This window comes from Amnibacterium kyonggiense (assembly GCF_004364555.1).
In the GTDB taxonomy this organism is placed as follows: domain Bacteria; phylum Actinomycetota; class Actinomycetes; order Actinomycetales; family Microbacteriaceae; genus Amnibacterium; species Amnibacterium kyonggiense.
Map to the genome: position 1 here is coordinate 419870 of NZ_SOAM01000001.1, position 24087 is coordinate 443956.

The following is a 24087-nucleotide window of genomic DNA, read 5'->3' on the forward strand; positions in this document are numbered from 1 at the left end:
CGCGCCCGCGCGGGCCGTCAGCCCGCTTCGACCTCCGGGGCCACGGTCAGGGTCGCATTCCCGAGAATCGGCGGGTGGTCGATCGGGTGGCCGTCGAAGTCGACCCAGCCGCTGTCCCCCTCGCCGCCGAACGTCTGGCTCATCGACCAGGTCCCGGCGAGGTCGTAGACCAGGGAGAGGAGGAGGCCGGGGAAGACCACGCCGATGAGCGCGTCCCAGACCGGCGTCGTCTCGCGCGGCGGCGCATCGGTCGCAGTCGTCACGACTGCAGCATGGCGACGATCGCCGGTGCCGCACCAGGGGCGACCCCGGAGTTCCCGGGCGCGAGGGACTCCGGGGTCGTCTCGAGCCGTTCCGCACTCGGCGTGGTTTCGACGCGGGCGCGGAGCGCCCGGCTCGACCACCGAGCGGAAACCGCGGAGGGGTCAGGCGGTCGCGGCGGTGATGCCCGCGGTCGACTCGATCGTCGGGCGGAGCTTCTTGCCGAGCGCCTCGTAGAACATCGACAGCGGGAACTCGTCGTCGAGCACGGCGTCCGTGTAGCCCTTCGGCGCCCCGGCGAGGACCTCGTCCGGGAGGCCGCGCGCCCAGCGCGACGCCGGGTTCGGCTCGACGGTCGCCCGCACGAGCTCGTACGCCGCCAGCCAGTGCGCGGTCTTCGGGCGGTCGATCGAGCGCCAGTACAGCTCGTTGATCGCGTCGGACAGTGCGACGACCGTGTCGGGCAGCTGCTCCCAGTCGATGGCGAGACTGGTGTCCGTCCAGTGCAGCACGTGGTGCTGGTGCAGCCAGGCGAACAGCAGCTGGCCACCGAGGCCGTCGTAGTTGCGCACCCGCGAACCGGTGAGCGGGAAGCGGAAGATCCGGTCGAACAGGATCGTGTACTGCGCCAGCTGCGCATGATCCCGTGTGACGGCGTCGGTCTCCGCGGCCCGGACGAGCCGGACCGCCTCGCGGAAGGCGGTCAGGTCGCAGCGCAGCTCCTCCAGCGAGTAGAGGAAGAACGGCATGCGCTGCTTGATCATGAACGGGTCGAACGGCAGGTCGCCGCGCATGTGCGTCCGGTCGTGGATCAGGTCCCACAGCACGAACGCGCGCTCGGTGAGCTCCTGGTCGTCGAGCAGGCGCTGCGCGCCCTCCGGCAGCTCGAGCTTCGTGATCTCGGCCGCAGCGGCGACCACGCGGCGGAACCGCGCCGCCTCCCGGTCCTGGAAGATCGCGCCCCACGTGAAGGGGATGAGCTCCTTCATGGCGACGGTCTCGGGGAACAGGACCGCGGAGTCGGTGTCGTAGCCGGCGGTGAAGTCGACGAACCGCAGGGAGACGAAGAGCGCGTTCGGGTAGGACTCCCGCTCGAGCGCGTCGATGAAGTCCGGCCAGATGACGTCGACGAGCAGCGCCTCGAGCAGCCGGTCCGGCGAGCCGTTCTGCGTCGTCATCGGGAACAGCACGAGGTGGCGGAGGCCGTCGACCCGATCGCGCTGCGGGTTGAACGCGGCGAGCGAGGTGCGGAAGTCGGGCACGTCGAAGCCGCCGGCGGCCCACGCCCCGAGGTCGGCATCGAGCGCGGTGAAATAGGCGGTGTCGTGCGGGAAGGTCGGCGCGAGTGCGCGGACGTGCTCCCGGATCTCCGTCATCAGCCGCGCGGCCAGCGCGGTGTCCGCGCCCTCCGCGAGGGCGCCGTCCTTCCGCTGCAGCTCGCGGAAGCCGGTGACCGCGGCCTTCAGGCGCAGCCACGACGGGGTCTCGGCGGTGACCGCCGGACGGGTCGACTCGAGCAGCGACATCATGCGCCTCCTTCGTTCCCCGTCGACGGTACGACGCGTGGGGCGACCGTTCGATGCGCGGGACGTGCAAGAACGTGCCGTTCACGCAGCTTCGTTGCGCGCGCGGCCGATCAGGCGGGCGTGACGGCGGAGAACGTCAGCGCGGCGCCGCCGATCCACACGAGGACCGCGGTGCCGATCCCGACGAGCGGAGGCCAGAAGGCGAGCCGCGCGCGAATCAGCCGCTCGACGACCGAGGCGATCGCGACGACGGCCACCGCCGCCGGGCCGAGCATCGCGATGAAGACGCCCGCGCTGAGGACCTCCGTGCGACAGGTGCCCGAGGCGCCGCAGGAGTCGCTCGCCATCACGAGGAACGCGCCCGCGAACCCGAGGACGGCGGCGAGCGCGACGAGGACGACCAGGAGTGCGATCGAGAGGACCACGTCCCACGTCCGCCGCACGGGCGGTGCGCCAGACGCGGTCGTCATCCCGCAACGGTACGGCCTGCACGGTCGCACCTGGGAATCAGCTCTGGACCGCGCGACCTCGGGGCAGCTGTGTGCCAGGGTGGACCTAAACCGGTTCAGCGACGACGGGAGGCGATGATGGGCGGGAAGCCGACGATCGCCGACGTCGCCCGCGCCGCGGGCGTGAGCAAGGGCCTGGTGTCGTTCGCGCTGAACGACCGGCCGGGCGTCGCCCCCGCGACGAAGCGCCGCATCCTCGCCGCGGCGGACGAACTCGGGTTCCGGCCCAGCGTGCAGGGCCGGTCGCTGTCGACGCGGCTCGCCTACTCCGTGGGCCTCGTCCTGGCGCGCGACGCCGACCTGGTCGCCGCCGACCCCTTCTACCCGCCGTTCCTCGCGGGCGCCGAGCGCGTCCTCGTCGCCGCGGGCCGCACCCTGACGCTGAGCGTGCTCGACCGGGACCGGGACGAGGAGGCGCACTACCGGGCCCTCGTCGCCGACCGCCGCGTGGACGGCGTCATCGTCGGCGACCTCCGGCCGGCCGACCCGCGCCTGCCCCTGCTCGCCGAGCTCGGCCTGCCGGCGGTCACGCTCGGCCGCACCGGCGACCCGCGCTTCCCCGCGGTGAGCGTCGACGACGCCAAGGGCGTCGCCGAGACGGCCCGGCACCTCCTGACCCTGGGGCACCGGCGGATCGCGATGGTCGCCGGCCCGCGCGACCTCGTGCACGGGGCCCGGCGCGCGGACGCGTTCCGCGCGGCGCTCGCGGCCGCGGGGCTCGAGCCCGTCGCGGTCGTCGAGACCGACTTCACGCCCCTCGCGGCCGCGCGCGCGACGTCGGACCTGCTCGCCGCGGGGGAGCGCCCGACGGCCGTCGTCTACGGCAACGACGTCGCGGCCGCCGCCGGGATCAGCGTGATCCGCGGCCACGGGCTCGGCGTACCCGAGGACATCGCCGTGTGCGGGTTCGACGACGCCGAGATCGCGCAGTGGACCGTCCCCTCGCTCACCACCGTGAGCACCGGCCCCGCCCGCTGGGGTGCGGCGGCCGCCGAAGCCCTCCTCGACCTGCTCGCCGGTGAACGGGTCGAGGACCGCGACCTCGAGCCCGCGCGGCTCGTCGTCCGCGACTCCACCGGCGTCGTCCCGCGCACCACCCGCGCGCAGGACCAGGACCAGGAAAGGACCACCTGATGCACCGCTCTCGACGGGTGCGCAGCATCGCCGCTGCCGCCGTCGCGACCGCCCTCGCCGTCGGCCTCACGGCCTGCGGGCAGGGGAACGTCGCGAATCCGAGCCTCACCTCGAAGGGGCCGATCACGATCTGGTACTCGAACAACGAGCAGGAGGTGGCCTGGGGCAAGCAGATGGTCGCCTCCTGGAACCGGGACCACCCGGACCAGAAGGTCACCGCGCAGGAGATCCCCGCCGGCCGGACGAGCGAGTCCGTCATCAGCGCCTCGATCACCGCCGGCAACGCCCCCTGCCTCGTGCTCAACACGGCGCCGTTCGCGGCCGGGCAGTTCGAGAAGCAGGGCGGCCTCGTCGACCTCTCGAAGTTCCCCGACGGGAACTCCTACATCGAGGGCCGCAGCGGTGACCTGGCGAAGCAGTACCGCTCGAGCGTCGACGGGGACTACTACCAGCTGCCCTGGAAGTCGAACCCGGTCGTGATCTTCTACAACAAGAAGCTCTTCGCGAAGGCCGGGATCGACACGAAGGACCCGGGCCTCGGCACCTACGCCGGTTTCCTCGCCGCGGCGCGGAAGGTCGTGAAGTCCGGGGCGTCGAAGGTCGCCATCCAGCCCGCGCCGACGAGCGAGTTCTTCCAGATGGACACGGACTTCTACCCGCTGTACGTCGCTGCGAGCGGCGGGACGCCGCTGATCCGGGACGGCAAGGCCACCTTCAACGACAAGACCGGCGACGAGGTCGCGAACTTCTGGCGGACCCTCTACAAGGAGGGGCTGTCGAGCCCCGAGCAGTACCAGGGCGACGCCTTCGCCGACGGGTACGCGGCGATGGCGATCGTCGGCCCGTGGGCGGTCAGCTACTACAAGGACGTCGACTGGGGCGCCGTCCCGGTGCCGACGCCGAACGGGACGCCCACCGACGAGATCCACACGTTCAGCGACGCGAAGAACATCGGCATGTACACCGCCTGCCCGCACAAGGGCACGGCGTGGGAGCTGCTGAAGTACGCGACGAGCAGCGAGCAGGACGCGAAGTTCCTGGATCTCACGGGGCAGATGCCCATCCGGCCCGACCTCGCGAGCACCTACGCGGACTACTTCGCGAAGCACCCGCAATACGCGCTGTTCGGGTCGCTGGCGACCCGGACCGTGGAGGTGCCCGCCGGCCCGAACACCGTGCAGGAGATGCAGACCTTCCGCAACGAGTGGACGTCGTCCGTCATCTTCGGCGGCAAGAACCCGGCCCAGGCGCTCGACGACGCCGCGGCGACCATCGACACCCTGGAGGCGCAGCCGTGACCCTTCGACAGGCTCCCGCGACGGCGGTGGCGTCACCCGCCGCGCCCACGCCGGTCGAGAGGATCGACCGGCAGAACCCGAACGACCGCCTCCGGCACCGGATCCTCGGCCGGAACCCGCTCGGGCTCCTGTTCAGCACCCCGTACCTCGTGTTCGTCCTGGCGGTCTTCGCCTCCCCGATCGTCTACGCGGTCTGGATCGCGTTCCACGACTTCTACTTCGCCGCTCCCGGCGCGACGACGTCGTACCCGTTCGTCGGGTTCGCGAACTTCGTCTACGCGTTCACGAACGCGCAGGTGATCCAGTCGTTCGGCAACGTCGGGATCTTCCTGCTGATCAACGTGCCGCTCACCGTGGTGCTGTCGCTGCTGCTCGCGGCGGCCCTGAACCGGGTGATCCACCTGCGGGTCTTCCTGCGGATCAGCTTCTACGTGCCGTACATCACGGCATCGGTGGCGCTCGTGGGCGTCTGGCTGTTCCTCTTCGGCGGCGACGGGCTGGTCAACAGCACCCTGGGGCCGCTCGCGCCGAACCCGTCGTGGCTGGTGAACCAGTCGCTCGCGATGCCCGTCATCGCGATCTACGTGACGTGGAAGCAGCTCGGGTTCTACATCCTGCTGTACCTCGCGGCGCTGCAGAACGTGCCGAAGGAGCTCTACGAGCAGGCCTCCACCGACGGCGCCGGCGCGCTTCGCCAGTTCTGGTCCGTCACCGTGCCGGGCGTCCGGCCGGCGACGCTCCTCGTGCTGCTCGTGTCGACCGTGACGGGCGCGAACCTCTTCACCGAGCCGTACCTGCTGACCGGCGGCGGCCCGAACGGGGCGTCGAACACGCCCGTCTACCTGATGTACCAGCTCGGCGTGGAGCAGGGGCTCCCGGACGTCGCGAGCGCGATCGGCATCGTGCTCGTCATCGGCGTCCTGATCATCGCGTGGCTGCAGAACCGGTTCGCCGGAGGGAGGGACTGATGACGATCCAGCAGGCCCAGGAGGCCGCGCCCGCCGACGGCGCGCGCACGACGAACCGCCCGGCCGGGCGGCGCTCGAAGGGGTGGACACGGACGCAGTCCGTGCTCCGCGGGGTGGTCCTCGGCATCGGCGCCGTGGCCTTCCTGTTCCCCTTCTACTACATGGTCATCGGCTCGCTCCAGAAGAAGCCGGACCAGACCCTGGCCGGGCTGATCCCCGACCCGACGAACCTGACGCTCGACAACTTCGCCGCGGTGAACAGCCGGATCAGCCTGCTGTCCGGCCTGCTCAACTCCGGGCTCTTCACCGGCGGGGTGCTGCTCTGCACACTCGTGTTCGGCGTGCTGGTCGGGTACGCGCTCGCGGTGCTCGAGTGGCGAGGGAGGGGCGCGACGTTCGCGATCGTGCTGCTGGTGCAGGTGATCCCGTTCCAGCTGCTGCAGATCCCGCTGTACGTGCTCGTCGCGCGGAACTACGGCCTCGCGGACAACGTGCTCGGCATGATCCTGCCGTTCGCGATCAACTCGACCGCCGTCATCCTGTTCCGGCAGTACTTCCTGCAGGTGCCGCGCGAGCTGTTCGAGGCGGCGCGGATCGACGGGGCGCGGGAGCTGCGGCTGCTCTGGAGCGTCGCCATCCCGCTGGTGCGGCCGGCGCTCGTGACGGGCGTGCTGCTCACCTTCATCGGTCCGTGGAACGAGTTCCTCTGGCCGTTCCTCATCACGAAGCAGGCCGACCGGCAGCCGCTGGCCGTCTCCCTCGCGAACTACATCACCTCGGTCGCCTCGTCGACCGCCAACCCGTTCGGCGCGGTCACCGCCGGCGCGCTCGTGCTCGCCGTGCCCGTCGTCGTCCTGTTCATCGTGTTCCAGCGCTACTTCGTCTCGAGCGACCTCGGCTCGGGCGTGAAGGGATGACCTCCATGACCACCTCCTCCACCCGCACCGACGTCGGCTACCGCCTCGAGCGCGTCGGCCTCGTGATGGAGCCGGAGCCCGGCAACGACCTCGAGTTCGAGGGGGTGCTCAACCCCGGCTCGGGGCGGGGGCCCGACGGCGAGCTGTACCTGCTGCCGCGCGTCGTCGCGGCGGGCAACGTCTCCCGCGTCGGGCTCGCCCGCGTGCTCGTCGAGGACGGGGTGCCCGTCGGCGTCGAGCGGCAGGGGATCGTGCTCGAGCCGGACCGGCAGTGGGAGCGCGGCGCCACGCACGCCGGCGTCGAGGACCCGCGGATCACCCGGATCGACGAGCTCGGGCTGCACGTCATGACCTACGTCGCCTACGGCCCGCTCGGGCCGCGCACCGCGATCGCGGTGTCGGAGGACCTCCGGTCGTGGCGCCGCCTCGGCCCGGTCACGTTCGCCTACGACGACGAGCAGGACGCCGATCTCGGCCTCGTCTTCAACAAGGACACCGTCTTCTTCCCGGAGGCCGTCACCTCGCCGGACGGCGTGCGCTGCTTCGCGGTGCTGCACCGGCCGATGTGGAACGTGGGGGAGACGGTGCCGGGGGAGGCGCCGCAGGTGCCGGCCGGGCTGCCCGACGCCCGCGAGAGCATCTGGATCGGCTACGTGCCGGTGGAGGACGTCGCCCGCGACCTCTCGCTGCTGACGCGCTGGACGCGCAACCGCTTCCTCGCCGGCCCCGAGTTCCCGTTCGAGGAGCTGAAGATCGGCGGCGGACCCGCGCCGTACCGGGTGCCGGAGGGATGGCTGCTGCTGCACCACGGCGTGACCGGGCGGATCGACAACGCGTTCGCGCAGCAGAAGCACGTGAACTACGCGGCCGGGATGATGCTGCTCGACGGCGACGACCCCTCCCGCGTCCTCGCCCGCACCCCGGTCCCCGTGCTCACGGCGGAGACGGAGTGGGAGAAGACCGGCATCGTGCCGAACGTCGTGTTCCCGACGGCGATCGAGGAGATCGACGGGCAGCCGTTCGTCTTCTACGGCATGGCCGACACGAAGATCGGCGCCGCCCGCCTCGTCAAGGCCTGACCCGCCCCCGTCTGTTCACGGATACGGAGATCCGGTCAGCCGGATCTCCGTATCCGTGAACAGGTCTGCACCGAACGAAGGAGTTCATGCGTGTTGAAGCATCTGTCCGCGTACGTCGCGGCCGGCGCCCTGCTCGCCACGGCGCTCGTCGCCGCGCCCGCCGAGGCGGCGCCCGTCACCGCTCCGGCGGCGGCCCGGCTGACGAACACCGCCCACCTCGACTTCCTCCTGCAGGAGGTCCGGCCGCCCGCGACCGCGGGGCACTCGACCTACGGATCCGCCCCCGTCGAGCTGCCGTGGACGTACGCGGACCGGAACGACGACGGCTCCTACACGCGGGTCGGCGGCGGCACCTACGACGCCGCGACCGACACGTACGGGCAGGGCGCCTTCAACACCGACGACGTCGCCCGCACCGCCGTCGTGTACGTGCGCGACTGGCGGCAGACCGGCTCCGCGGCGAGCCGGGAGCACGCGGAGGCCGTCCTGCGCGGGCTGGCGTTCTTCCAGACCACCACCGGCCCGCACGCCGGGAACCCGGTGCTGTGGATGCAGCCCGACGGCGCGCTGAACCCGAGCGCCGACCCGGTCGAGCTGCCCGACCCGAGCGACTCCGGGCCGAGCTACTGGCTCGCCCGCACGATCTGGGCGTACGGGGAGGGCTACGCCGCGTTCCGGCACAGCGACCCCGGCTTCGCCCGGTTCCTGCAGCAGCGCCTCCGCCTCGCGGTCCGCGCCCTCGATCGCGAGACGCTGCGCACCGGCGCCGCGACGGCGGTCGCGGACGGCGTCCGCGTCCCCGGGCGGCTGATCGTCGACGACGCGGGCGCGAGCGCCGAGGCCGTGCTGGGCCTCGCCGCGTACGCGAAGGCCGCGCCGAAGGACGTCGCTCCGCGGCGCGCGCTCGCGTCGCTCGCAGGGCAGATCGACCGGCTCGCGGCGACCACGCCGCAGACCGCGTCCTGGCCGTACGGTGCGATCCTGCCGTCCGCCGCATCGCGGACGAGTTGGCACGCCTGGGCCTCGCAGATGAGCGCGGCGCTCGCCGCGGCCTGCTCCGCGCTGCACCGCCCGGCACTGCTGCGCTCCGCGGTCCGCGACACGGCCGGGTTCGAGCCCGACCTGCTCGCCGCGGGCGGCGCCGACAACCTGCTCGGGCCGACGCCGAGCGACCGGACCCAGATCGCGTACGGCGTCGACTCGCGCGTCCAGGGCCTCCTCGCCGTGTCGGACCGCACCGGCTCCCGCGGCGTCCGGGCGCTCGCCGCGCTGCAGGCCGCCTGGTTCTTCGGCGCGAACGCGAGCGGCTCCCCGGTCTACGACCCGGCCACCGGCGTCACCTTCGACGGCGTGCAGGCGGACGGGACCGTCAACCGCAACAGCGGCGCCGAGAGCACGATCCACGGCCTGCTCACCATGCTCGCGCTCGACGCGCACCCGTCGGTCGCCCGGGCGGCGACCGCGATCCACGGGCTCGGCGCCCGGGACGGGCTCCGCGTCGTCGAGGCGGAGGACGCCGCGACGACCGGAACCGTGTTCACCCCGGATCCGGCCTCCACGGCGGAGTCCGCCTGGAGCGGGAAGGGCCTGCTGCTCCGGAAGGGGCGGACGGCGACGTTCCACCTCGGCACGGGCGCGCACGAGGTCGAGGCCGTCGTGCAGCAGGTCGAGCGCGGCACCGCGACGGCGCCGGTCTCGCGCTGGACCGGGGGCGGCGTCCGGCGGAGCCTCACCTCGACCGTGGACGCGCAGGGGATCTCGCCGACCTCCGGCGCCCTCGCGGCGCAGACGATCGGCACCGTGCACGGCGACGCGCTCACCGTCCGGGCGATCGCCGGCGCGGTGCGGATCGACGCGCTGCTCGTCCGGCCCGAGGTGCAGCGGGTGGCCTTCGACGGTGGACCTCTCCTCCTCGTCGACTCGGGCCGCGGCGGCACCGCCGCGGTCGACCGGGGCGCCCGCGTCGAGCGGTACCGCGGCGACGGGACCCCCGCCGGCGTCGTGACCGCGCGCAGCGGCCGGGTCGCGCTCCCGAAGGGCGGCTTCGCGGTCGTCCGCTGACCCGCCGAGGGCGTTCCCGGATCCGCTGACCCACCGGATCCGGGAACACCTGCGCGCGCCCGGGAGAATGGGCCCGTGGTCGGCGTGCTGGAGGGGTTCGCCGTCATCGGCGCGATCGTGCTCGTCGGCTACGTCCTCGGCCGCTTCGACGTGCTCGGGCCGGGTGCCCAGGCCGTGCTCAACCGGTACGTCTTCTTCGTCGCGGCGCCCTGCCTGCTGTTCACCGTGATCGCGACCGCCGACACGGCGGTCCTGTTCTCGCCGATCCTGCTCGTCGCCGCGGTGTCCGCGATCGGCGTCGCCGCGATCTACGTCCTCGTCGCCCGCCTCCTGTGGAGGCGCAGCCTCGGACCGCTCGTCGTCGGCGCGATGAGCTCCGGGTACGTCAACGGCAACAACATCGGCCTGCCCGTCGCCGTCTACCTGCTCGGGAACGCCGCCTACACGGCGCCGATCATCCTGCTGCAGCTCATGGTCTTCGCCCCGACCGGGCTCCTCCTGCTCGACGCGGCGACGCACGAGGGGCGCCGCAGCGTCGCCGGCACCGTGCTGACGTCGCTCCGGAACCCGCTCATCATCGCCTCGCTGCTCGGCACCGTCGTCGCCGTGACCGGCGTCCGGCTGCCCGCGCCGGTCCTCGAGCCGCTCAAGCTCCTCGGGGGCGCGTCCGTGCCGCTCATGCTCACCGCGTTCGGGCTGTCGCTCTTCGGCGCGCGCCCGCTCGTCGCGGGGGAGGGGCGGGCCGACGTGCTGCTGGCCGCGGCGCTGAAGTCGGTCGGCATGCCGGCGCTCGCCTTCGTCGTCGGCGGCCTGGTGCTGCGGATGCCCCCCGAGCAGCTGCACGCGTCGGTCGTGCTCGCGGGGCTGCCGACCGCGCAGAACGTCCTCAACTTCGCGAGCCGCTACGGGACGGGCGTGCCGATTGCCAGAGACGCGGGACTCATCACCACGGTCGCGGCCGTGCCGGTGCTGCTCGTCGTCTCCCTCCTGCTCACGCCGTGACCGCGTCCTCGGCGGACGGCTCCGCGACCGGCGCGGGCGCTGCCCGGCGGACGAGGAGCTGCACGACGTCGCCGGCCCCGACCCGCGACCGGGGGTCGAGCGCGCGATCCGTGCCGGCGCGCTCGACGGCGACCGGCACCGCTCCGTCCGGCCAGGCGACGTCGACCGCGACGCGGCCGTCCGCCGCGGAGCCCGGCGCCACGCGCAGCTCGACGACGTCGAAGTCGGGCAGGGGGTCGGGGACGTCGGACGCGGCCTCCGCCTGATCCCGCTCGGCGGCGAGGGAGCGGCGCACCGCGCCGAGCACGCTCCCCGTGGTCAACCAGCCCGTCACGGCGCCGCCGTCGGTCGCGACGACCGGCAGCCCGTCACGACCGGAGCCGTCCAGGTTCCGGAGGGCCTCCGCGATCGGCTCGTCCTCGAACACGGCCTGCGGCCGAGCACGGCTCACGACGGCGCCGAGCGCCGACAGGTCCGGCTCCGATCCGGCGGGCGCAGCCGGGAGCGCCCGTCCGAAGGGGTGCATCGTGGTGCCCGCCGTGAGCCGCAGGAAGGCGGCCCAGGGCGCCGTCCGCTCGAGGTCCTGCCCGCGACGGAGGAGCTTCGTCGTGTAGATCGTGCCGTAGCCGAGCTCCCGGGAGACGGCGGTGGCGATCCCGACCGTGAGCATGACGGGCAGGGCCAGCCCGAAGGCCCCGGTCATCTCGACGATGCTCGCCAGCGCGGTCAGCGGTGCCCGGGTCGACGAGCTGAACACCCCGGCCATGCCCATCGCGGCGTAGAGCACGGGAGACCCGGCCACGGGACCGAGGACGTGGGTGACGACCATGCCGAACGCCGTCCCCGCCATCAGCCCCACGAAGAGGGAGGGCGCGAAGACGCCGCCGGAGCCGCCGACCCCGAGCGTGAGGCTCGTGGCGAGCATCTTGCCCACGAGCAGCAGGAGGAGGAAGCCGAGGGCGTAGCGACCGTCGAGCGCCGCGAACATGACCGGGTAGCCGACGCCGTACAGCTGCGGCAGCGCGAGGAGGAGGAGGCCGACGAGCACACCGCCGACCGCGGGCCGGGCCCACTCGGGACGCCCTCGCCACAGCCGGTCGCAGACGTCCTCGATCAGGTAGAGCAGCTTCGAGAAGCCCTGGCCGAGGAACGCCGCGACGACCGCGAGCAGGGCGACGAGGAGGTAGTCCTGCGGCGCCGTGATCGCGGCGTGCACCGGGAAGTCCTCGAGGAACGGCCGGTCGCCGAGGAACGGGATGGCCACGGCGTCCGCGACCATCGCGGACACCATGAGTGCGAAGAGCGACTCGGCGGAGAGCTCGCGGAGGATGATCTCGGCCCCGAAGAACACGCCCGTGATCGGCGCGTTGAAGGTCGCGGCGATGCCGCCGCCCGCGCCGCACGCGACGAGCACGCGCAGCCGGTGCTCGGGCATGCGGATCCACTGCCCGAAGCCGGAGGCGAGCGCGGAGCCGATCTGGACGATCGGGCCCTCGCGACCGACGGAGCCGCCGGATCCGATCGTGATCGCGGAGGCGAGCGCCTTCACCAGGGCGACCTGCGGCCGGATCCTGCCCCCGCGCTCGGCGACCGCCACCATCACCTCGGGCACGCCGTGCCCGCGCGCCTCGGGGGCGAAGCGGTGCACGAGCGGGCCGTACAGGAGACCGCCGACGACGGGCGCGAGGACGAGGAAGGCGAGGCCCAGCCAGGGGAGGTGCGCGCTGCCGACCCGGCCCTGCTGGCCGAACGCGGTGCTGCCCGTGAACGCCCAGGTGATGCCCTCGACGAGGAGGCGGAAGACGACGGCGCCGAGCCCCGCGCCCGCGCCGATCACGACGGCGAGCGCGAGCAGCCCGAAGCGCGTCGAGCGGAGAGCGCCGACGAACCGCCGGTGCGCGCCCGGGGAGCCGACCGTGCGGCGGGTGGTCCGGGAAGGGGCTGCGGAGGCCAATGGTGTGTGCATGAGTACAATCAGTGTATGCATGCATCGATCGGGGACGCATCGTCGAAGTCGGACGCAGAGGTCCTCGACGCGCTCCTGACCGGTTCGCGAGCCCTCCTCGGGCTCGTCGCGCAGTCGATGGGCGACGCGCTCGACCGGGTCACGCTGCAGCAGTTCCGGATCCTGACGATCCTCACGACGGCCGACGGGCGGTCCGGCCGCGATCTGGCGCAGGACCTCGGCGTCGCGTCGTCCACGGTGTCCCGAGCGGTCGATCGCCTCGTGTCCGCCGGATGGGTGCGGCGCGATCGAGACGCCGGCGATCGCCGCGCGGTCCGGCTCACCGCGTCCGACGAGGCGCGCGAGCTCGTCGCCGGGGTCGCGGCGCGGCGTCGCGCGCTCCTCGCGGAGGTCCTGGAGCGCGTCCCGGAGGCGGATCGGGCCGACCTCGGCCGTGCGTTCCGCGTGCTCGCGGTGGCGACGCGCGAGCCGCAGCCGGCCGATCTGCGGCTGCTGGGGCTCTGAGTCGTCGCGCAACCCCCTTGACATGTGAGTTCACTGACTGCACTCGTCGGCGGCATACCCTGACGGACCGACCGGTTGGCGGTCGTACGGAGGAACCATGACCGCTCTCGACACCTCTGCCGTCGGCCCGCTCCAGGTGCTGACGGCGGACACGCTCGTCCCGGCCGAGCGCCCGACGCTGTACTTCCTCGGCGTCTCGACCGGCTCGTCGTCGATCCAGCGGGTCTTCCCCGCCTGGGCCGCCGAGCTCGGCCTCGACGGCGCGGTGCTGCGCGGCATCGACCTGCCGGTCGGCGCGCCGTCGGCGGACACGCGGCGCATCGTGGAGTTCCTCGGGGGCGACGACCTCGGGCTCGGCATGCAGATCACGAGCCACAAGATCGCCGTCGGGACGGCTGCGCGCGACCTCTTCACCGAGCTGCGCCCGCTCGCGACGCTGATGGGCGAGGTGAGCTGCGTCACCAAGCAGGACGACGGACTGCACGGCTTCGCGAAGGACCCGGTCGCGGGCGCGCTGGCGCTCGACGCGATCGTGCCGGCAGACCACTGGAGCACCACCGGAGCGCCCGCAGTCGTGCTCGGTGCCGGCGGTGCCGGCACGGCCCTCGCCTGGTGCCTCGTCCGGGAGGAGCGCGGGCAGGAGCGCCCGTCGGCGCTCGTCGTCACCGACACGGACGGCGACCGGCTCGAGCACCTCGCCGAGATCGCCCGCACCGTCGGGCCCGACGTCCCGCTCGAGCTCGTGCGGGTGCGCTCGACCGACCAGACCGATGCCGTGCTCGCGGCGCAGCCGGCCGGCTCGCTCGTCGTGAACGCGACGGGCCTCGGCAAGGACCTGCCCGGCTCGCCGATCGGGCAGGACGCCCTCCTGCCGCGCGACGCGATCGCCTGGGACCTCAACTACCGGGGGGACCTCCGCTTCCTCGAGACCGCCATCCGGCAGACCGAGGACCGCGGCGTCCGCGCCGAGGACGGCTGGACGTACTTCGTGCACGGCTGGCTGCAGGCCGTGAAGGAGGTCTTCGGGGTCGACGTGCCGACCTCCGGGCCGGACTTCGACCGCCTCAGCGACCTGGCCCGCGCCGCGCGCTGACCGCCGCGCCGCGCTGACCGCCGCGCCCGCAGCGCCGCCGGACGGCTCAGCGGGGGAGCCGGCCCCGGACGTGCTCGACGATCGCGTCCGCCGCCGCCTCGATCTGCCGCAGCGTCGCCACGAAGCCGGCGTCGTCGCCGTACCAGGGGTCGTCGATGTCGAGGTCGCGCTCGGGCGCAACGCAGGACTCCGGGTCGAACGAGCGGTACATGCGGACCTTCGCGGCATCGTCGGCCGTCCGCGCCTGGCGGCGCAGGTGGTTCGCATGCCGGACCGTCATCGGCAGCAGGAGGTCGTGCTCCCCGATGTCCTGCGGCGTCACCTGGTGCGCCGTGCCGTCCGGCACCGCGTAGCCCGCGTCCTGCAGCACCCGGGCCGCGCGCGGGTCGACGGGGTTGCCGAGCTCCTCCGACGAGGTGCCGCCGGAGTCGACGACGACGCGGTCGCCGAGGCCGGCCGCGTCGAAGCGCGCGCGCAGGACGGCCTCCGCCATGGGCGACCGGCAGATGTTGCCGGTGCAGACGGTCATGATCCGGAACGGCGCAGGCATCAGAAGATCATCGGCCGGTCGTCGTCGAGCGGGGAGTCGGCGTCGAGGTCGACGACGACGGGCACGTGGTCGCTCGGTGCGTCGCCCTTGCGCTCGTTCCGCTCGATCGAGGCGCCCGTCACGAGCTCCTGGAAGGCGGGGGAGCCGAGCACGAAGTCGATCCGCATCCCCTCGTTGCGCGGGAACCGCAGCTGCTTGTAGTCCCAGTACGTGTACCCGGTCGGGACGAGCGGGCGGACGACGTCGGCGAACCCGAGCCCCTCGAACCGCTGGAAGGCGGCGCGCTCCGGGGGCGAGACGTGCGTCGCGCCCTCGAACACGGACCGGTCCCACACGTCCGCGTCGAGCGGGGCGATGTTCCAGTCGCCCATGAGCGCCATCGGCTCGCCCTCGTGCTCCTCCAGCCAGCCGGCCGCCACGTCCGCGAGCGTGCCGAGCCACGCGAGCTTGTACGGGTAGTGCGGGTTGTCGAGCTCGCGGCCGTTCGGGACGTAGAGGCTCCAGAGCCGGACCCCGTCCCCGACCGTGACGGCCATGGCGCGCGCCTCGAGCGGCAGCGACCCGTCCGCGAGCGTCTTGCCGAACCCGGGCATGCCGGGGAAGTCGAGCTGCACGTCGTCGAGGCCGATCCGGCTCGCGAACGCGACCCCGTTCCACTGGGACAGGCCGTGGGTCACGACCTCGTAGCCCGCCGCCTCGAAGGCCTCGTGGGGGAACTGGTCGTCCCGGCACTTGATCTCCTGCATGCCGAGGACGTCGACGTCCGCGCGCTGCAGCCAGTCCGTGACCCGGCCGACCCTGGCCCGGATCGAGTTGACGTTCCAGGTGGCGATCCGCACGGGATGCAACGCTACCCATCGAACGCGGAGAGCTGCCGCGACGGAGGGGCGGACGGATGAGCGTGCGGCACGGGGCGGTGCGCGCGTTCATCGCGGCCACCGGGCGCGGGCGGACCTGGCGGTCGGCGGAGGCCGTGGACGCGGCGATCGCGCGGCGCGACCCCTGGCCCGCACGCCCTCCCGCCCCGACGCGCGGCGTGGCCGTCGCGGTCGCGGAGGACGACGGCTGGCCGCTCGTGCGCCTCGTGCCGCCGCGGGCCGAGGGCGCGATCGTCACCCTGCACGGCGGCGGGTACGTGTTCGGGCCGGAGCCGCAGCACTGGACGTTCTGGCGGGCGCTCGCGGTGGCCAGCGGCCGGGAGGTCGTCGCGCCGCTCTACCGCCTCGCGCCCGAGGGCACGGCGGCCGAGACCGTGCCGCACGTCGCGCGGATCGTCCGGGAACTGGCGGGCGCAGGGCCCGTCGCGCTCGTCGGCGACTCCGCGGGCGGCGGGATGGCGCTCGCCGCCGCGCAGCTCCTCGCGGCCGACGGGCTGCGCCCGCCGCTCCTGCTCAGCGCGCCGTGGCTCGACGGCGCCGTGCCCGCGCCCTGGAGGACGCCCCGCGACCCGTGGCTCGCCGCGCCGGGGCTTCGGCACGCGGCCGACCTCTACCGCGGCGACCTCCCGGTCGAGCACCCGTTCGTCAGCCCGCTGCTCGGCGACCTGCACGGGCTCGGGCCGATCGTCGTCGCCTCGGGCACCCGCGACGTGCTGCACCGCGACGCCCTGCGCCTTGAGGAGCGCTGCCCCTCGCCCGTCCGGGTGCTCGTCGGCAGCGGCCTGCTGCACAACTGGCCGCTGCTGCCGATCCCGGAGGCGCGGCCCGCGCTCCGCGCCTTCGTCGACGCCCTCCGCTGATCCGGAGTTCTTCCGCCGATCCGCAGATCTCGGACGACACGCCGCGCGCCTCCCGCTGCGGGCGGCGTGTCGCCCTGGAACTGCGGATCCGCGAGCCCGGCCCGCGCTGCCTACGATGGGGGACCGTGCCCAGCGCCCGCGATCAGCTCATCGAGCACATCAGCTCGGACGCCGTCTTCCACGGCGACTTCACCCTCACCTCCGGTCAGAAGGCGGCGTTCTACGTCGACCTCCGCAAGGTGAGCCTCGACCACCGGGTCGCCCCGCTGATCGGTCAGGTGATGCTCGATCTGATCGCCGACGTGCCCGACGTGGCGGCCGTCGGCGGCCTGACCATGGGCGCGGACCCGATCGCGACGTCGATCCTCCACCAGGGCGCCGCCCGCGGCCTCGCGATCGACGCGTTCGTCGTCCGCAAGGAGCCGAAGGACCACGGCCGCGGCCGCCAGGTCGAGGGACCGGAGGTCTCCGGCAAGCGCGTGATCGTGGTCGAGGACACCTCGACCACCGGCGGCTCGCCGCTCAAGGCCATCGAGGCGCTGGAGAAGGCGGGCGCGGAGATCGCCGCAGTCGCCGTGGTCGTCGACCGCAGCACGGGTGCGCGGGAGGTCATCGAGCAGGCCGGGTACCGCTACCTCGCGGCGCTCGACCTCGCCGACCTCGGGCTCGCCTGAGCATGCCGCTGTCGGCATGAGCCCGCCGAGCGGTTCCGCGCTGGACGCGGCACGATCCGTCCCGCTCGCGGTCGTCGAGCGGAGCGGCTTCCCCGAGTCGCAGCACATCGGCGCCGCGGTCGTCGTCGCGCCCGACGGGTCCGTCCTCGCCGCGCACGGCGACCGGGACGCGCTCGTCTACCCGCGGAGCGCGCTGAAGCCGTTCCAGACGGTCGCCGCCCTGCGCGCCGGGGTCGAGCTGGACGCGCCCGGCCTCGTGATCGTCACCGCCAGCCACCACGGCGAGCCCCGGCACATCGCCGCCGTGCGAGCGGTGCTCGAGCGGGTCGGCGCCGGTGAGGAGGACCTGCGCACCCCGTCCGCGTGGCCGTCCTCCCGGTCGGCCGCCGCCGACCTCGTCCGCGCCGGCCTCGGTCCGACGCGGATCGCGATGAACTGCTCCGGCAACCACGCCGGGATGATCGGCGCCGCGCTGGCGCTCGGCGTCCCCGTCGAGTCCTACCTCGACCCGACGAACCGCGTCCACGCCCTCGCCGCGGAGGTCGTCCACGAGTACACGGGCGCCCGACCGCAGCACCCCGGCACGGACGGGTGCGGGGGACCGGTGTGGGCGGTGCCGCTCGTGGCGCTGGCTCGCGGGTACGCGGCGCTGTTCTCCGCGCACCCGGCGCTCGCCGCCGCCATCCGTGCCGACCCGGTGCTGATCGACGGCACGGGCACGCCGACCACGAGGGCGATCGGGACGCTCGACGTCGTCGCGAAGATCGGCGCCGAGGGCGTCTGGTGCGCGGTCGCGCCGGACGGCACCGCGGTCGCGGTGAAGGCCCTCGACGGCGCGGAGCGCGCGACCGCCGCGGTCGGCGTCGCCCTCCTCGCGGCGGCCGGTGCGATCGACGGGGAGGCCGCCGACGCGTTCCTCGCGGACCGCTCGCTGGCGGTGCTCGGCGGCGGCGCCGAGGTCGGCCGCCTCCGCGTCCTGGTCTGAGCGGGCCCTAGTCCTCGGGGCCGACGGTCGGGACCGGCTCCGGGTCGAGGAGGTCCGCGACGGAGGCGAGCACCTCGTCCGGCCGGAACGGGTACCGGTCGATCTCGGCCCGGTCGCTGATGCCGGTCATCACGAGGATCGTGTGCAGGCCCGCCTCGATGCCCGCGACCACGTCCGTGTCCATGCGGTCGCCGATCATCGCGGTGTTCTCGCTGTGCGCGCCGATGCGGTTCATCGCGGACCGGAACATCATCGGGTTCGGCTTGCCGACGACGTAGGGCGTCTTGCCGGTCGCGCGCTCGATCAGCGCGGCGACCGCGCCGGTCGCGGGCAGCGGCCCCTCGTTCGACGGGCCGGTCGCGTCGGGGTTCGTGACGATGAAGCGCGCGCCGGCGCCGATCAGGCGGATCGCCTTCGTGATCGCCTCGAACGAGTAGTTCCGCGTCTCCCCGACGACGACGTAGTCGGGCGCGGTGTCGGTGAGGATGTAGCCCGCCTCGTGCAGCGCGGTCGTGAGCCCGGCCTCGCCGATGACGAAGGCGCTGCCGCCCGGGATCTGGGAGGCGAGGAAGTCCGCGGTCGCGAGCGCCGACGTCCAGATCGACTCCTCCGGCACGGACAGGCCCGACGCGCGGAGCCGCGCGGCGAGGTCGCGCGGCGTGAAGATCGAGTTGTTCGTCAGCACGAGGAACGGCTTGCCCTGGTCGGTCCACTGCTGGATCAGCTCGGCCGCGCCGCGGATCGCCTGGTTCTCGTGGACGAGCACCCCGTCCATGTCGGTCAGCCAGCAGTCGACGTCCGCGCGGGTTCCTGCCATGGGGCCAAGCGTAGGGAGCGGGGCTTCCGCGTGCGACGCCCCGGACGGAGGTCAGCCGCGCGCGAGGCGCACCGCGGAGACCCGGGCGAGGACGCCCTCCATCGGGCCCCGCCCCACGAAGCGTTGCCAGACGACCGCGAAGAGCAGCGAGCCGGCGATGAGCCCGGCCAGCAGCGTCCACGACTCGATCCAGGGCGGGTCGCCCGCCGCCGGCGTCGTCAGCCAGACCGCGAGCACGAGCAGCTGACCCGTGTAGATCGTCAGCGGCATCCGCCCGGCGGCGCTCAGGGGTGCGAGCACGATCCGCGCGATCCGACCGGTCGCCGCGGCGGAGCAGAGCAGCTCCAGCGTTCCGACGACCGCGACGGCGAGGCCGCCCGCGCCGAGCACCTCCGCCGTGGTGTCCGAGTGGGCGGACGCGTCGAGCCCCGTCAGGGCCGCCCCGCCGTAGCCGAGCAGGCTCGTCGCCGCGCCTGCGCAGATCATCGAGACGAGGACGCGGCGGCGGCCGAGCCCGGCCCGCGCCGCGACCAGACCGGCGCAGCAGTAGGCGGCGTAGACGACGGCCGGGTAGTACCCGGTCACGGTCCACTCCGCGGGGAGGTGCGCGAGGCGCTGCGGGGTGAAGGGGGTGTCGAGGTCGGGTCCGACGGCGGCGACGAGGAGCGGGCCGCCGAGGGCCGCGACCGCGCCGATGCCCGCCACCACCGGCAGGGGGGCGAACACGAGCGGGAGGAGCAGCAGGAAGAGCACGCCGTAGGTGTCGAGCACGACGGCGATCGGCGTGCCGAGCGTCCAGAGCAGCAGGCCGAGGGCGACGAGCACGACACCGCGCAGGGCGACGGAGAGGAGTGCGGCGACCCGGTCGCGACCCTCCCGGGGCCGGTCGCCGCCGGTGATCAGCCCGATCGAGACCCCCGCGAGGGTCGCGAACAGCACGGCGGAGCGACCGTCCGCGAGGGACTGCCGGGTGCCGTCGGCGGCCGTGTGCGCCCAGAGCATCCCGAGGATCGCGAGGCCCCGCGCGGCGTCGACCCCCGCGAACCGCACGCCCATCGGTCGAGGCTAGGGGGCGGGCGGTCGCCGCCGGGCGGTCGCAGCCGGGAGAATGCAGTGTGCTGGATTGGATCTCCGGAGCGATCCCCACCGCAGTGCTCATCGTGATCGAGGTCGTGCTGCTCGTGGTGGCGGTCGCCGTCGCGCCGATCAACCGGCGTCCGTCGTCGGCGCTCGCCTGGATCATCCTCATCGTCGTGCTGCCGCTGGTCGGCCTGCTGCTGTTCGCGCTGATCGGTTCGTCGAAGCTGCCGCGGGCCCGTCGCGACAAGCAGCGGACGATGAACGAGCGGATCGAGGCCCGGGCCCGGACCGTCGAGCACGTGACCGACAGCCACGGGGCGCCCTCGTGGCTCGCGCCCATCGCCAGGCTCAACCGGGAGATGGGCGCCATGCCGCTCATCGACGGCAACACCGCGGAGCTGCTGCCGCACTTCGACGAGCAGCTCGCCGCCCTGGTGGAGGCGATCGACTCGGCCGAGCGGTTCCTCCACGTCGAGTTCTACGTCCTCGCCCTCGACGACACCACGCGGCCCTTCTTCGCGGCGCTGGAGCGCGCGGTCGGCCGCGACGTGGAGGTGCGGGTCCTCGTCGACCACCTCGGGTCGTTCCAGTACCCCGGCTTCCGGCGGGCGAAGCGGGAGCTGACCCGGATCGGCGCGGAGTGGCACCTCATGCTCCCGGTGCAGCCGCTGCGGGGCCGCTGGCAGCGGCCGGACCTCCGCAACCACCGCAAGCTCATGATCGTCGACGGGCGCGTCGCGTTCGTCGGCTCGCTGAACATCATCGATCCGAGCTACGAGAAGTGGGGCAACCGTCGGCGCGGTCTGCAGTGGCGCGACATCCTCGCCCGGGTGCACGGCCCGATCGTGCAGGAGATCGAGGCGCTGTTCGCGACCGACTGGTTCAGCGAGACCGACCGCATCCCCGGCAGCACTGCGATGGACGCGGTCGCGGACGACGACGACCCGACGACCCTGCTCGCGCAGATCGCGCCCTCCGGCCCCGCGTTCGAGTCGGAGAACAACCTCGCGCTGTTCAACTCGCTCCTCTACGCCGCGCAGCACCGGGTGTCGATCACGAGCCCCTACTTCGTGCCCGACGAGTCACTCCTCGCCGCCATCGAGACGGCTGCGCGGCGCGGGGTGGCGGTCGAGCTGTTCGTCGGCGAGATCGGCGACCAGTTCTTCGTCTTCCACGCGCAGCACTCGTACTACACGGAGCTGCTGCTCGCGGGGGTCCGCATCTACGAGTACGCGGCGCCGACGATCCTGCACGCGAAGCACATGACGGTCGACGACCTCGTGTCGGTGGTCGGCTCCTCGAACATGGACATCCGTTCGTTCCAGCTCGACCTCGAGCTGATGATGCTCGTGTCGGGCCGCTCGTTCACCGACGAGCTGCGGGCGGTGGAGGACGAGTACCGGTCGAAGTCCAAGGAGCTGACGCTCGAGGCGTGGCAGGGGCGCAGCCGCTTCCACGCGTTCGTCGACGGGATCGCCCGGCTCACCTCCGCGGTGCAGTAGGCCGTCAGGGGATCAGCAGGACCTTGCCGGTCGTGCGGCGGCCCTCCAGCGCCCGGTGCGCATCCGGTGCGTCGGCGAGCGGGACCTCGAGGCCGATGCGCACGTCGAGCCCGCCCCGCTCCACCGCGTCGAGCACCTCGGCGTAGCGCCAGGCGCGCTCGATCCGGGTCCGCAGGAAGTCGCCCATCGTCGGCCGGGTGAGGACGACCGACCCCTGGCGCATCAGCCGCAGCGGGTCGATCGGGGGCACCGCGCCGGAGGCGTTGCCGAACAGGGCGAGGGTGCCGCGCGGTCGGAGCGAGGCGAGCGAGTCGTCCGCGGTCGCGGCGCCGACGCCGTCGTAGACGACGTCCACGCCCTCGCCGCCGGTCAGTTCGCGGACCCGGTCGGCGAACCCGTCGTAGGGCAGCACGTGGTCGGCGCCGGCGGCCGTCGCCAGGGCGCCCTTCGCCTCATCGCCGACGGTCGTCAGCACCCTCGCGCCCCGTGCCTTCGCCAGCTGGATCAGCAGCAGCCCGACGCCGCCCGCACCGGCGTGCACGAGGAGCGTCGTGTCCGCGTCGACCGCGTGCACGGACGTGACGAGGTACTGCGCGGTGATGCCCTGCAGCGGCACCGCGGCGGCGGTCCGGAGGTCGACGCCCTCCGGCACCCGGGCGGCGCGGTCGGCCCGCACGAGCGCGTACTCGGCGTAGGTCCTCGTCGCCTCGGCCGTCGTGGCGCGGTCGCCGACGGCCCAGTCCGTCACGCCGCTCCCGACCGCCGCGACCGTGCCGGCGCCTTCCGTGCCCGGCACGTGCGGGAGGTCGACGGGGTACAGCCCCGTGCGGCGGTAGACGTCGATGAAGTTGACGCCGACCGCGGCCAGGCGCAGCAGCAGCTCGCCCTCGCCCGGCTCCAGGACCGGCAGCTCGGCGACGCGGAGGACCTCCGGGCCGCCGGTCCCGGTCACCTGGATCGCGCGCATCGTCTCCGCCACGCGATCAGTGTGCCCCGCGGGGACCGTAGCGTGACCGGGTGCACATCGGCGTCGACCTCGCGTGGGGCGCGAACGGGAGGACGGGGCTCGCGGCCGTCGACGACGCCGGCGCCCTCGTCGCGTCGGCGAGCGTGCGGACGGACGACGAGATCGACGCGTGGCTGGCCGGGCACGGGCCCGCCGTGGTCGTCGGCGTGGACGCGCCGCTCATCGTGCCGAACGCCACCGGACGGCGGGACGCGGAGCGGCTGCTCGGCCAGGCGTACGCGCGGTTCGACGCGGGCGCGCACCCGACGAACCGGTCGCGCCCCTGGATGGACCCGCCGCGGGGCCTCCGGCTCGCCGAGCGGCACGGCTGGTCCGTCGACCCCGCGCACGCTCCCACGGCCGCCGCGCCCCTGTGCCTCGAGGTGTACCCCCACCCGGGCATGGTCGGCCTGCTCGGGCTCGGCCGGGTGATCCCGTACAAGAAGGGCTCGTTCGCCGACCGCCGCGCCGGGTTCGAGACACTGCTCGCCTCCCTCGAGTCGATCCCCGAGCTCCGACTCGCCGCGGCGGCGCCGTGGGCCGCGATCCGCGCCCGGTTCGCCGCCGCGACGCGGCTGGTCGACCTCGCCGTGCTCGAGGACGAGATCGACGCGGTGTTCTGCGCCCACCTCGCATGGCGGTGGGCGGCGCGACCCGCAAGCCTCCAGGTCTACGGCGACCTCGAGGGCGGCTACATCGTCGCGCCGCCGCCTCCCGAGCACGAGCCGACGCCGCGGCCGGGCCGCTCCGTCGACGTCGTGGAGCGCAGCGCGGTCGGCGTCGGGCCGTGGGAGGGCCCGTGGCCGGAGGGTGACCGCTGGGATCCGGAGCTGCTCGCCGCCGGCGACACCCGGAACGTCGTCGACCGCTACCGGTACTGGCGGATGGAGGCGATCGTCGCCGACCTCGACCTGCGCCGGCACCCGTTCTCGGTCGCGATCGAGAACTGGCAGCACGACCTCAACATCGGGTCGATCGTGCGGACGGCGAACGCGTTCGCCGCGGAGACCGTGCACATCGTCGGGCGGCGCCGCTGGAACAAGCGCGGCGCGATGGTGACCGACCGCTACCAGCACGTGGTGCACCACGACGACGTCGCGGGCCTGCTCGCGTGGGCCGGGCAGCGGGCGCTGCCCGTGATCGCGGTCGACAACCTGCCGGGGTCGGTGCCGGTCGAGTCGTTCGACCTCCCCGAGCGGTGCGTCCTGCTGTTCGGACAGGAGGGGCCCGGGCTGAGCGCGGAGGCGCTCGCCGCGGCGGACGCGGTGGTCGAGATCCGCCAGTTCGGCTCGACCCGGTCGATCAACGCCTCGGCCGCCGCCGCGATCGTGATGCACGAATGGGTGCGCCGCTGGGCGCGCTGACTCCCACATCGTTCGTCGTGCAGGACGCGGCGTCCTCCGGAACGAAGACTGCG

The 24087-nt window shown here is 73.6% G+C and carries 23 protein-coding genes and 1 pseudogene; 15 read left to right on the plus strand and 9 right to left on the minus strand.

Annotated features, from left to right (window positions below; genetic code table 11):
* Window positions 1–17 precede the first annotated feature (17 nt).
* From CLV52_RS02230 to CLV52_RS02240, 3 genes are all read right to left on the minus strand, one after another.
* A complete protein-coding gene (locus tag CLV52_RS02230; RefSeq protein ID WP_133764445.1) occupies window positions 18–263 on the minus strand; it encodes a hypothetical protein in 246 nt (81 codons plus the stop codon).
* A 162-nt stretch (window positions 264–425) separates the two neighbouring features.
* A complete protein-coding gene (locus tag CLV52_RS02235; RefSeq protein WP_425455652.1) occupies window positions 426–1790 on the minus strand; it encodes a DUF6421 family protein in 1365 nt (454 codons plus the stop codon).
* Window positions 1791–1897: 107 nt separating this feature from the next.
* Window positions 1898–2257 (minus strand): hypothetical protein, encoded by a 360-nt coding sequence (locus tag CLV52_RS02240; protein WP_133764450.1) that lies wholly within the window; start codon window positions 2255–2257, stop codon window positions 1898–1900.
* A 117-nt stretch (window positions 2258–2374) separates the two neighbouring features.
* Between CLV52_RS02240 and CLV52_RS02245 the strand changes: the two genes are divergently transcribed.
* From CLV52_RS02245 to CLV52_RS02275, 7 genes are all read left to right on the plus strand, one after another.
* Entirely contained in the window at window positions 2375–3430 is a 1056-nt protein-coding gene (locus tag CLV52_RS02245; protein WP_246017905.1) for a LacI family DNA-binding transcriptional regulator, read from the plus strand.
* On the plus strand, window positions 3430–4728 hold the full coding sequence (locus tag CLV52_RS02250; RefSeq protein ID WP_133764454.1) for an extracellular solute-binding protein: 1299 nt from the start codon (window positions 3430–3432) through the stop codon (window positions 4726–4728). The genes CLV52_RS02245 and CLV52_RS02250 overlap by 1 nt, the downstream gene beginning before the upstream one ends.
* The gene (locus tag CLV52_RS02255) at window positions 4725–5696 is read left to right on the plus strand and encodes a carbohydrate ABC transporter permease (RefSeq protein WP_425455653.1); all 972 of its coding nucleotides are present in this window, start codon (window positions 4725–4727) and stop codon (window positions 5694–5696) included. Before CLV52_RS02250 ends, CLV52_RS02255 begins: the two co-directional genes overlap by 4 nt.
* Window positions 5696–6613: a carbohydrate ABC transporter permease gene (locus tag CLV52_RS02260; protein WP_133764456.1), complete on the plus strand. Its 918-nt coding sequence runs from the start codon at window positions 5696–5698 to the stop codon at window positions 6611–6613. Before CLV52_RS02255 ends, CLV52_RS02260 begins: the two co-directional genes overlap by 1 nt.
* Entirely contained in the window at window positions 6610–7692 is a 1083-nt protein-coding gene (locus CLV52_RS02265; RefSeq protein ID WP_211342586.1) for a glycoside hydrolase family 130 protein, read from the plus strand. The genes CLV52_RS02260 and CLV52_RS02265 overlap by 4 nt, the downstream gene beginning before the upstream one ends.
* A 90-nt stretch (window positions 7693–7782) precedes the next feature.
* Window positions 7783–9753, plus strand: a complete 1971-nt coding sequence (locus tag CLV52_RS02270; RefSeq protein ID WP_211342587.1) for a hypothetical protein — start codon at window positions 7783–7785, stop codon at window positions 9751–9753.
* A gap of 75 nt (window positions 9754–9828) precedes the next feature.
* Window positions 9829–10755 (plus strand): AEC family transporter, encoded by a 927-nt coding sequence (locus CLV52_RS02275; RefSeq protein WP_133764460.1) that lies wholly within the window; start codon window positions 9829–9831, stop codon window positions 10753–10755.
* Here CLV52_RS02275 and CLV52_RS02280 read toward each other — a convergent pair.
* Window positions 10745–12721 carry a chloride channel protein gene (locus CLV52_RS02280; protein WP_133764462.1) on the minus strand — a complete coding sequence of 659 codons (1977 nt, stop codon included), beginning with the start codon at window positions 12719–12721 and terminating at the stop codon, window positions 10745–10747. The two genes, CLV52_RS02275 and CLV52_RS02280, sit on opposite strands and share 11 nt — an antisense overlap.
* 15 nt (window positions 12722–12736) lie before the next feature.
* Between CLV52_RS02280 and CLV52_RS02285 the strand changes: the two genes are divergently transcribed.
* Window positions 12737–13225, plus strand: coding sequence for a MarR family winged helix-turn-helix transcriptional regulator (locus tag CLV52_RS02285; RefSeq protein ID WP_133764464.1), 489 nt, complete (start codon window positions 12737–12739; stop codon window positions 13223–13225).
* 97 nt (window positions 13226–13322) lie between these two features.
* Window positions 13323–14318, plus strand: coding sequence for a shikimate dehydrogenase (locus CLV52_RS02290; protein WP_211342588.1), 996 nt, complete (start codon window positions 13323–13325; stop codon window positions 14316–14318).
* 46 nt (window positions 14319–14364) lie between these two features.
* Here the strand turns inward: CLV52_RS02290 and CLV52_RS02295 are convergent, their stop codons facing one another.
* Window positions 14365–14868, minus strand: a complete 504-nt coding sequence (locus tag CLV52_RS02295) for a low molecular weight protein-tyrosine-phosphatase (protein WP_133764467.1) — start codon at window positions 14866–14868, stop codon at window positions 14365–14367.
* Entirely contained in the window at window positions 14868–15707 is an 840-nt protein-coding gene (locus CLV52_RS02300) for an exodeoxyribonuclease III (RefSeq protein WP_133764469.1), read from the minus strand. Before CLV52_RS02300 ends, CLV52_RS02295 begins: the two co-directional genes overlap by 1 nt.
* A gap of 56 nt (window positions 15708–15763) precedes the next feature.
* On the opposite strand from CLV52_RS02300, the gene CLV52_RS02305 reads away from it, so the two are divergent.
* From CLV52_RS02305 to CLV52_RS02315, 3 genes are all read left to right on the plus strand, one after another.
* Window positions 15764–16606, plus strand: coding sequence for an alpha/beta hydrolase fold domain-containing protein (locus CLV52_RS02305; RefSeq protein ID WP_133764471.1), 843 nt, complete (start codon window positions 15764–15766; stop codon window positions 16604–16606).
* 125 nt (window positions 16607–16731) lie between these two features.
* On the plus strand, window positions 16732–17280 hold the full coding sequence (pyrE, locus tag CLV52_RS02310) for an orotate phosphoribosyltransferase (RefSeq protein WP_133764473.1): 549 nt from the start codon (window positions 16732–16734) through the stop codon (window positions 17278–17280).
* Between the two features lie 16 nt (window positions 17281–17296).
* On the plus strand, window positions 17297–18265 hold the full coding sequence (locus tag CLV52_RS02315; protein WP_133764475.1) for an asparaginase: 969 nt from the start codon (window positions 17297–17299) through the stop codon (window positions 18263–18265).
* A gap of 7 nt (window positions 18266–18272) precedes the next feature.
* Here CLV52_RS02315 and CLV52_RS02320 read toward each other — a convergent pair whose 3' ends face one another.
* Together CLV52_RS02320 and CLV52_RS02325 are read right to left on the minus strand one after the other, a co-directional pair.
* Window positions 18273–19082 carry an HAD-IIA family hydrolase gene (locus CLV52_RS02320; protein WP_133764477.1) on the minus strand — a complete coding sequence of 270 codons (810 nt, stop codon included), beginning with the start codon at window positions 19080–19082 and terminating at the stop codon, window positions 18273–18275.
* 51 nt (window positions 19083–19133) lie between these two features.
* Window positions 19134–20138 carry a DUF418 domain-containing protein gene (locus CLV52_RS02325; RefSeq protein WP_133764479.1) on the minus strand — a complete coding sequence of 335 codons (1005 nt, stop codon included), beginning with the start codon at window positions 20136–20138 and terminating at the stop codon, window positions 19134–19136.
* A gap of 59 nt (window positions 20139–20197) precedes the next feature.
* Between CLV52_RS02325 and cls the strand changes: the two genes are divergently transcribed.
* Window positions 20198–21664, plus strand: a complete 1467-nt coding sequence (cls, locus tag CLV52_RS02330) for a cardiolipin synthase (protein WP_133764481.1) — start codon at window positions 20198–20200, stop codon at window positions 21662–21664.
* A gap of 4 nt (window positions 21665–21668) precedes the next feature.
* Here the strand turns inward: cls and CLV52_RS02335 are convergent, their stop codons facing one another.
* Entirely contained in the window at window positions 21669–22631 is a 963-nt protein-coding gene (locus CLV52_RS02335) for a quinone oxidoreductase family protein (RefSeq protein WP_133765798.1), read from the minus strand.
* A 50-nt stretch (window positions 22632–22681) separates the two neighbouring features.
* Between CLV52_RS02335 and CLV52_RS18795 the strand changes: the two are divergent.
* Both CLV52_RS18795 and CLV52_RS18800 read left to right on the plus strand, forming a co-directional pair.
* Window positions 22682–23308, plus strand: a pseudogene (locus CLV52_RS18795) (DUF429 domain-containing protein); the annotation flags it as partial.
* A 120-nt stretch (window positions 23309–23428) separates the two neighbouring features.
* Complete coding sequence (locus CLV52_RS18800) at window positions 23429–24034, plus strand: TrmH family RNA methyltransferase (RefSeq protein WP_246018025.1); 606 nt, start codon at window positions 23429–23431, stop codon at window positions 24032–24034.
* The last annotated feature ends 53 nt before the right edge of the window (window positions 24035–24087 follow it).

Excerpts from the sequence above, each read along its gene's own strand:
- CLV52_RS02320 (WP_133764477.1), bottom strand. The coding sequence starts at position 19,082 with ATGGCAGGAACCCGCGCGGACGTCGACTGCTGGCTGACCGACATGGAC.
- CLV52_RS02240 (WP_133764450.1), bottom strand. The coding sequence starts at position 2,257 with ATGACGACCGCGTCTGGCGCACCGCCCGTGCGGCGGACGTGGGACGTG.
- CLV52_RS02265 (WP_211342586.1), top strand. The coding sequence starts at position 6,610 with ATGACCTCCATGACCACCTCCTCCACCCGCACCGACGTCGGCTACCGC.
- CLV52_RS02315 (WP_133764475.1), top strand. The coding sequence starts at position 17,297 with ATGAGCCCGCCGAGCGGTTCCGCGCTGGACGCGGCACGATCCGTCCCG.
- CLV52_RS02295 (WP_133764467.1), bottom strand. The coding sequence starts at position 14,868 with ATGCCTGCGCCGTTCCGGATCATGACCGTCTGCACCGGCAACATCTGC.
- CLV52_RS02235 (WP_425455652.1), bottom strand. The coding sequence starts at position 1,790 with ATGATGTCGCTGCTCGAGTCGACCCGTCCGGCGGTCACCGCCGAGACC.
- CLV52_RS02280 (WP_133764462.1), bottom strand. The coding sequence starts at position 12,721 with ATGCACACACCATTGGCCTCCGCAGCCCCTTCCCGGACCACCCGCCGC.
- CLV52_RS02325 (WP_133764479.1), bottom strand. The coding sequence starts at position 20,138 with ATGGGCGTGCGGTTCGCGGGGGTCGACGCCGCGCGGGGCCTCGCGATC.
- CLV52_RS02250 (WP_133764454.1), top strand. The coding sequence starts at position 3,430 with ATGCACCGCTCTCGACGGGTGCGCAGCATCGCCGCTGCCGCCGTCGCG.
- CLV52_RS02335 (WP_133765798.1), bottom strand. The coding sequence starts at position 22,631 with ATGCGCGCGATCCAGGTGACCGGGACCGGCGGCCCGGAGGTCCTCCGC.
- CLV52_RS02245 (WP_246017905.1), top strand. The coding sequence starts at position 2,375 with ATGGGCGGGAAGCCGACGATCGCCGACGTCGCCCGCGCCGCGGGCGTG.
- CLV52_RS02285 (WP_133764464.1), top strand. The coding sequence starts at position 12,737 with ATGCATGCATCGATCGGGGACGCATCGTCGAAGTCGGACGCAGAGGTC.
- CLV52_RS02260 (WP_133764456.1), top strand. The coding sequence starts at position 5,696 with ATGACGATCCAGCAGGCCCAGGAGGCCGCGCCCGCCGACGGCGCGCGC.
- CLV52_RS02290 (WP_211342588.1), top strand. The coding sequence starts at position 13,323 with ATGACCGCTCTCGACACCTCTGCCGTCGGCCCGCTCCAGGTGCTGACG.
- CLV52_RS02305 (WP_133764471.1), top strand. The coding sequence starts at position 15,764 with ATGAGCGTGCGGCACGGGGCGGTGCGCGCGTTCATCGCGGCCACCGGG.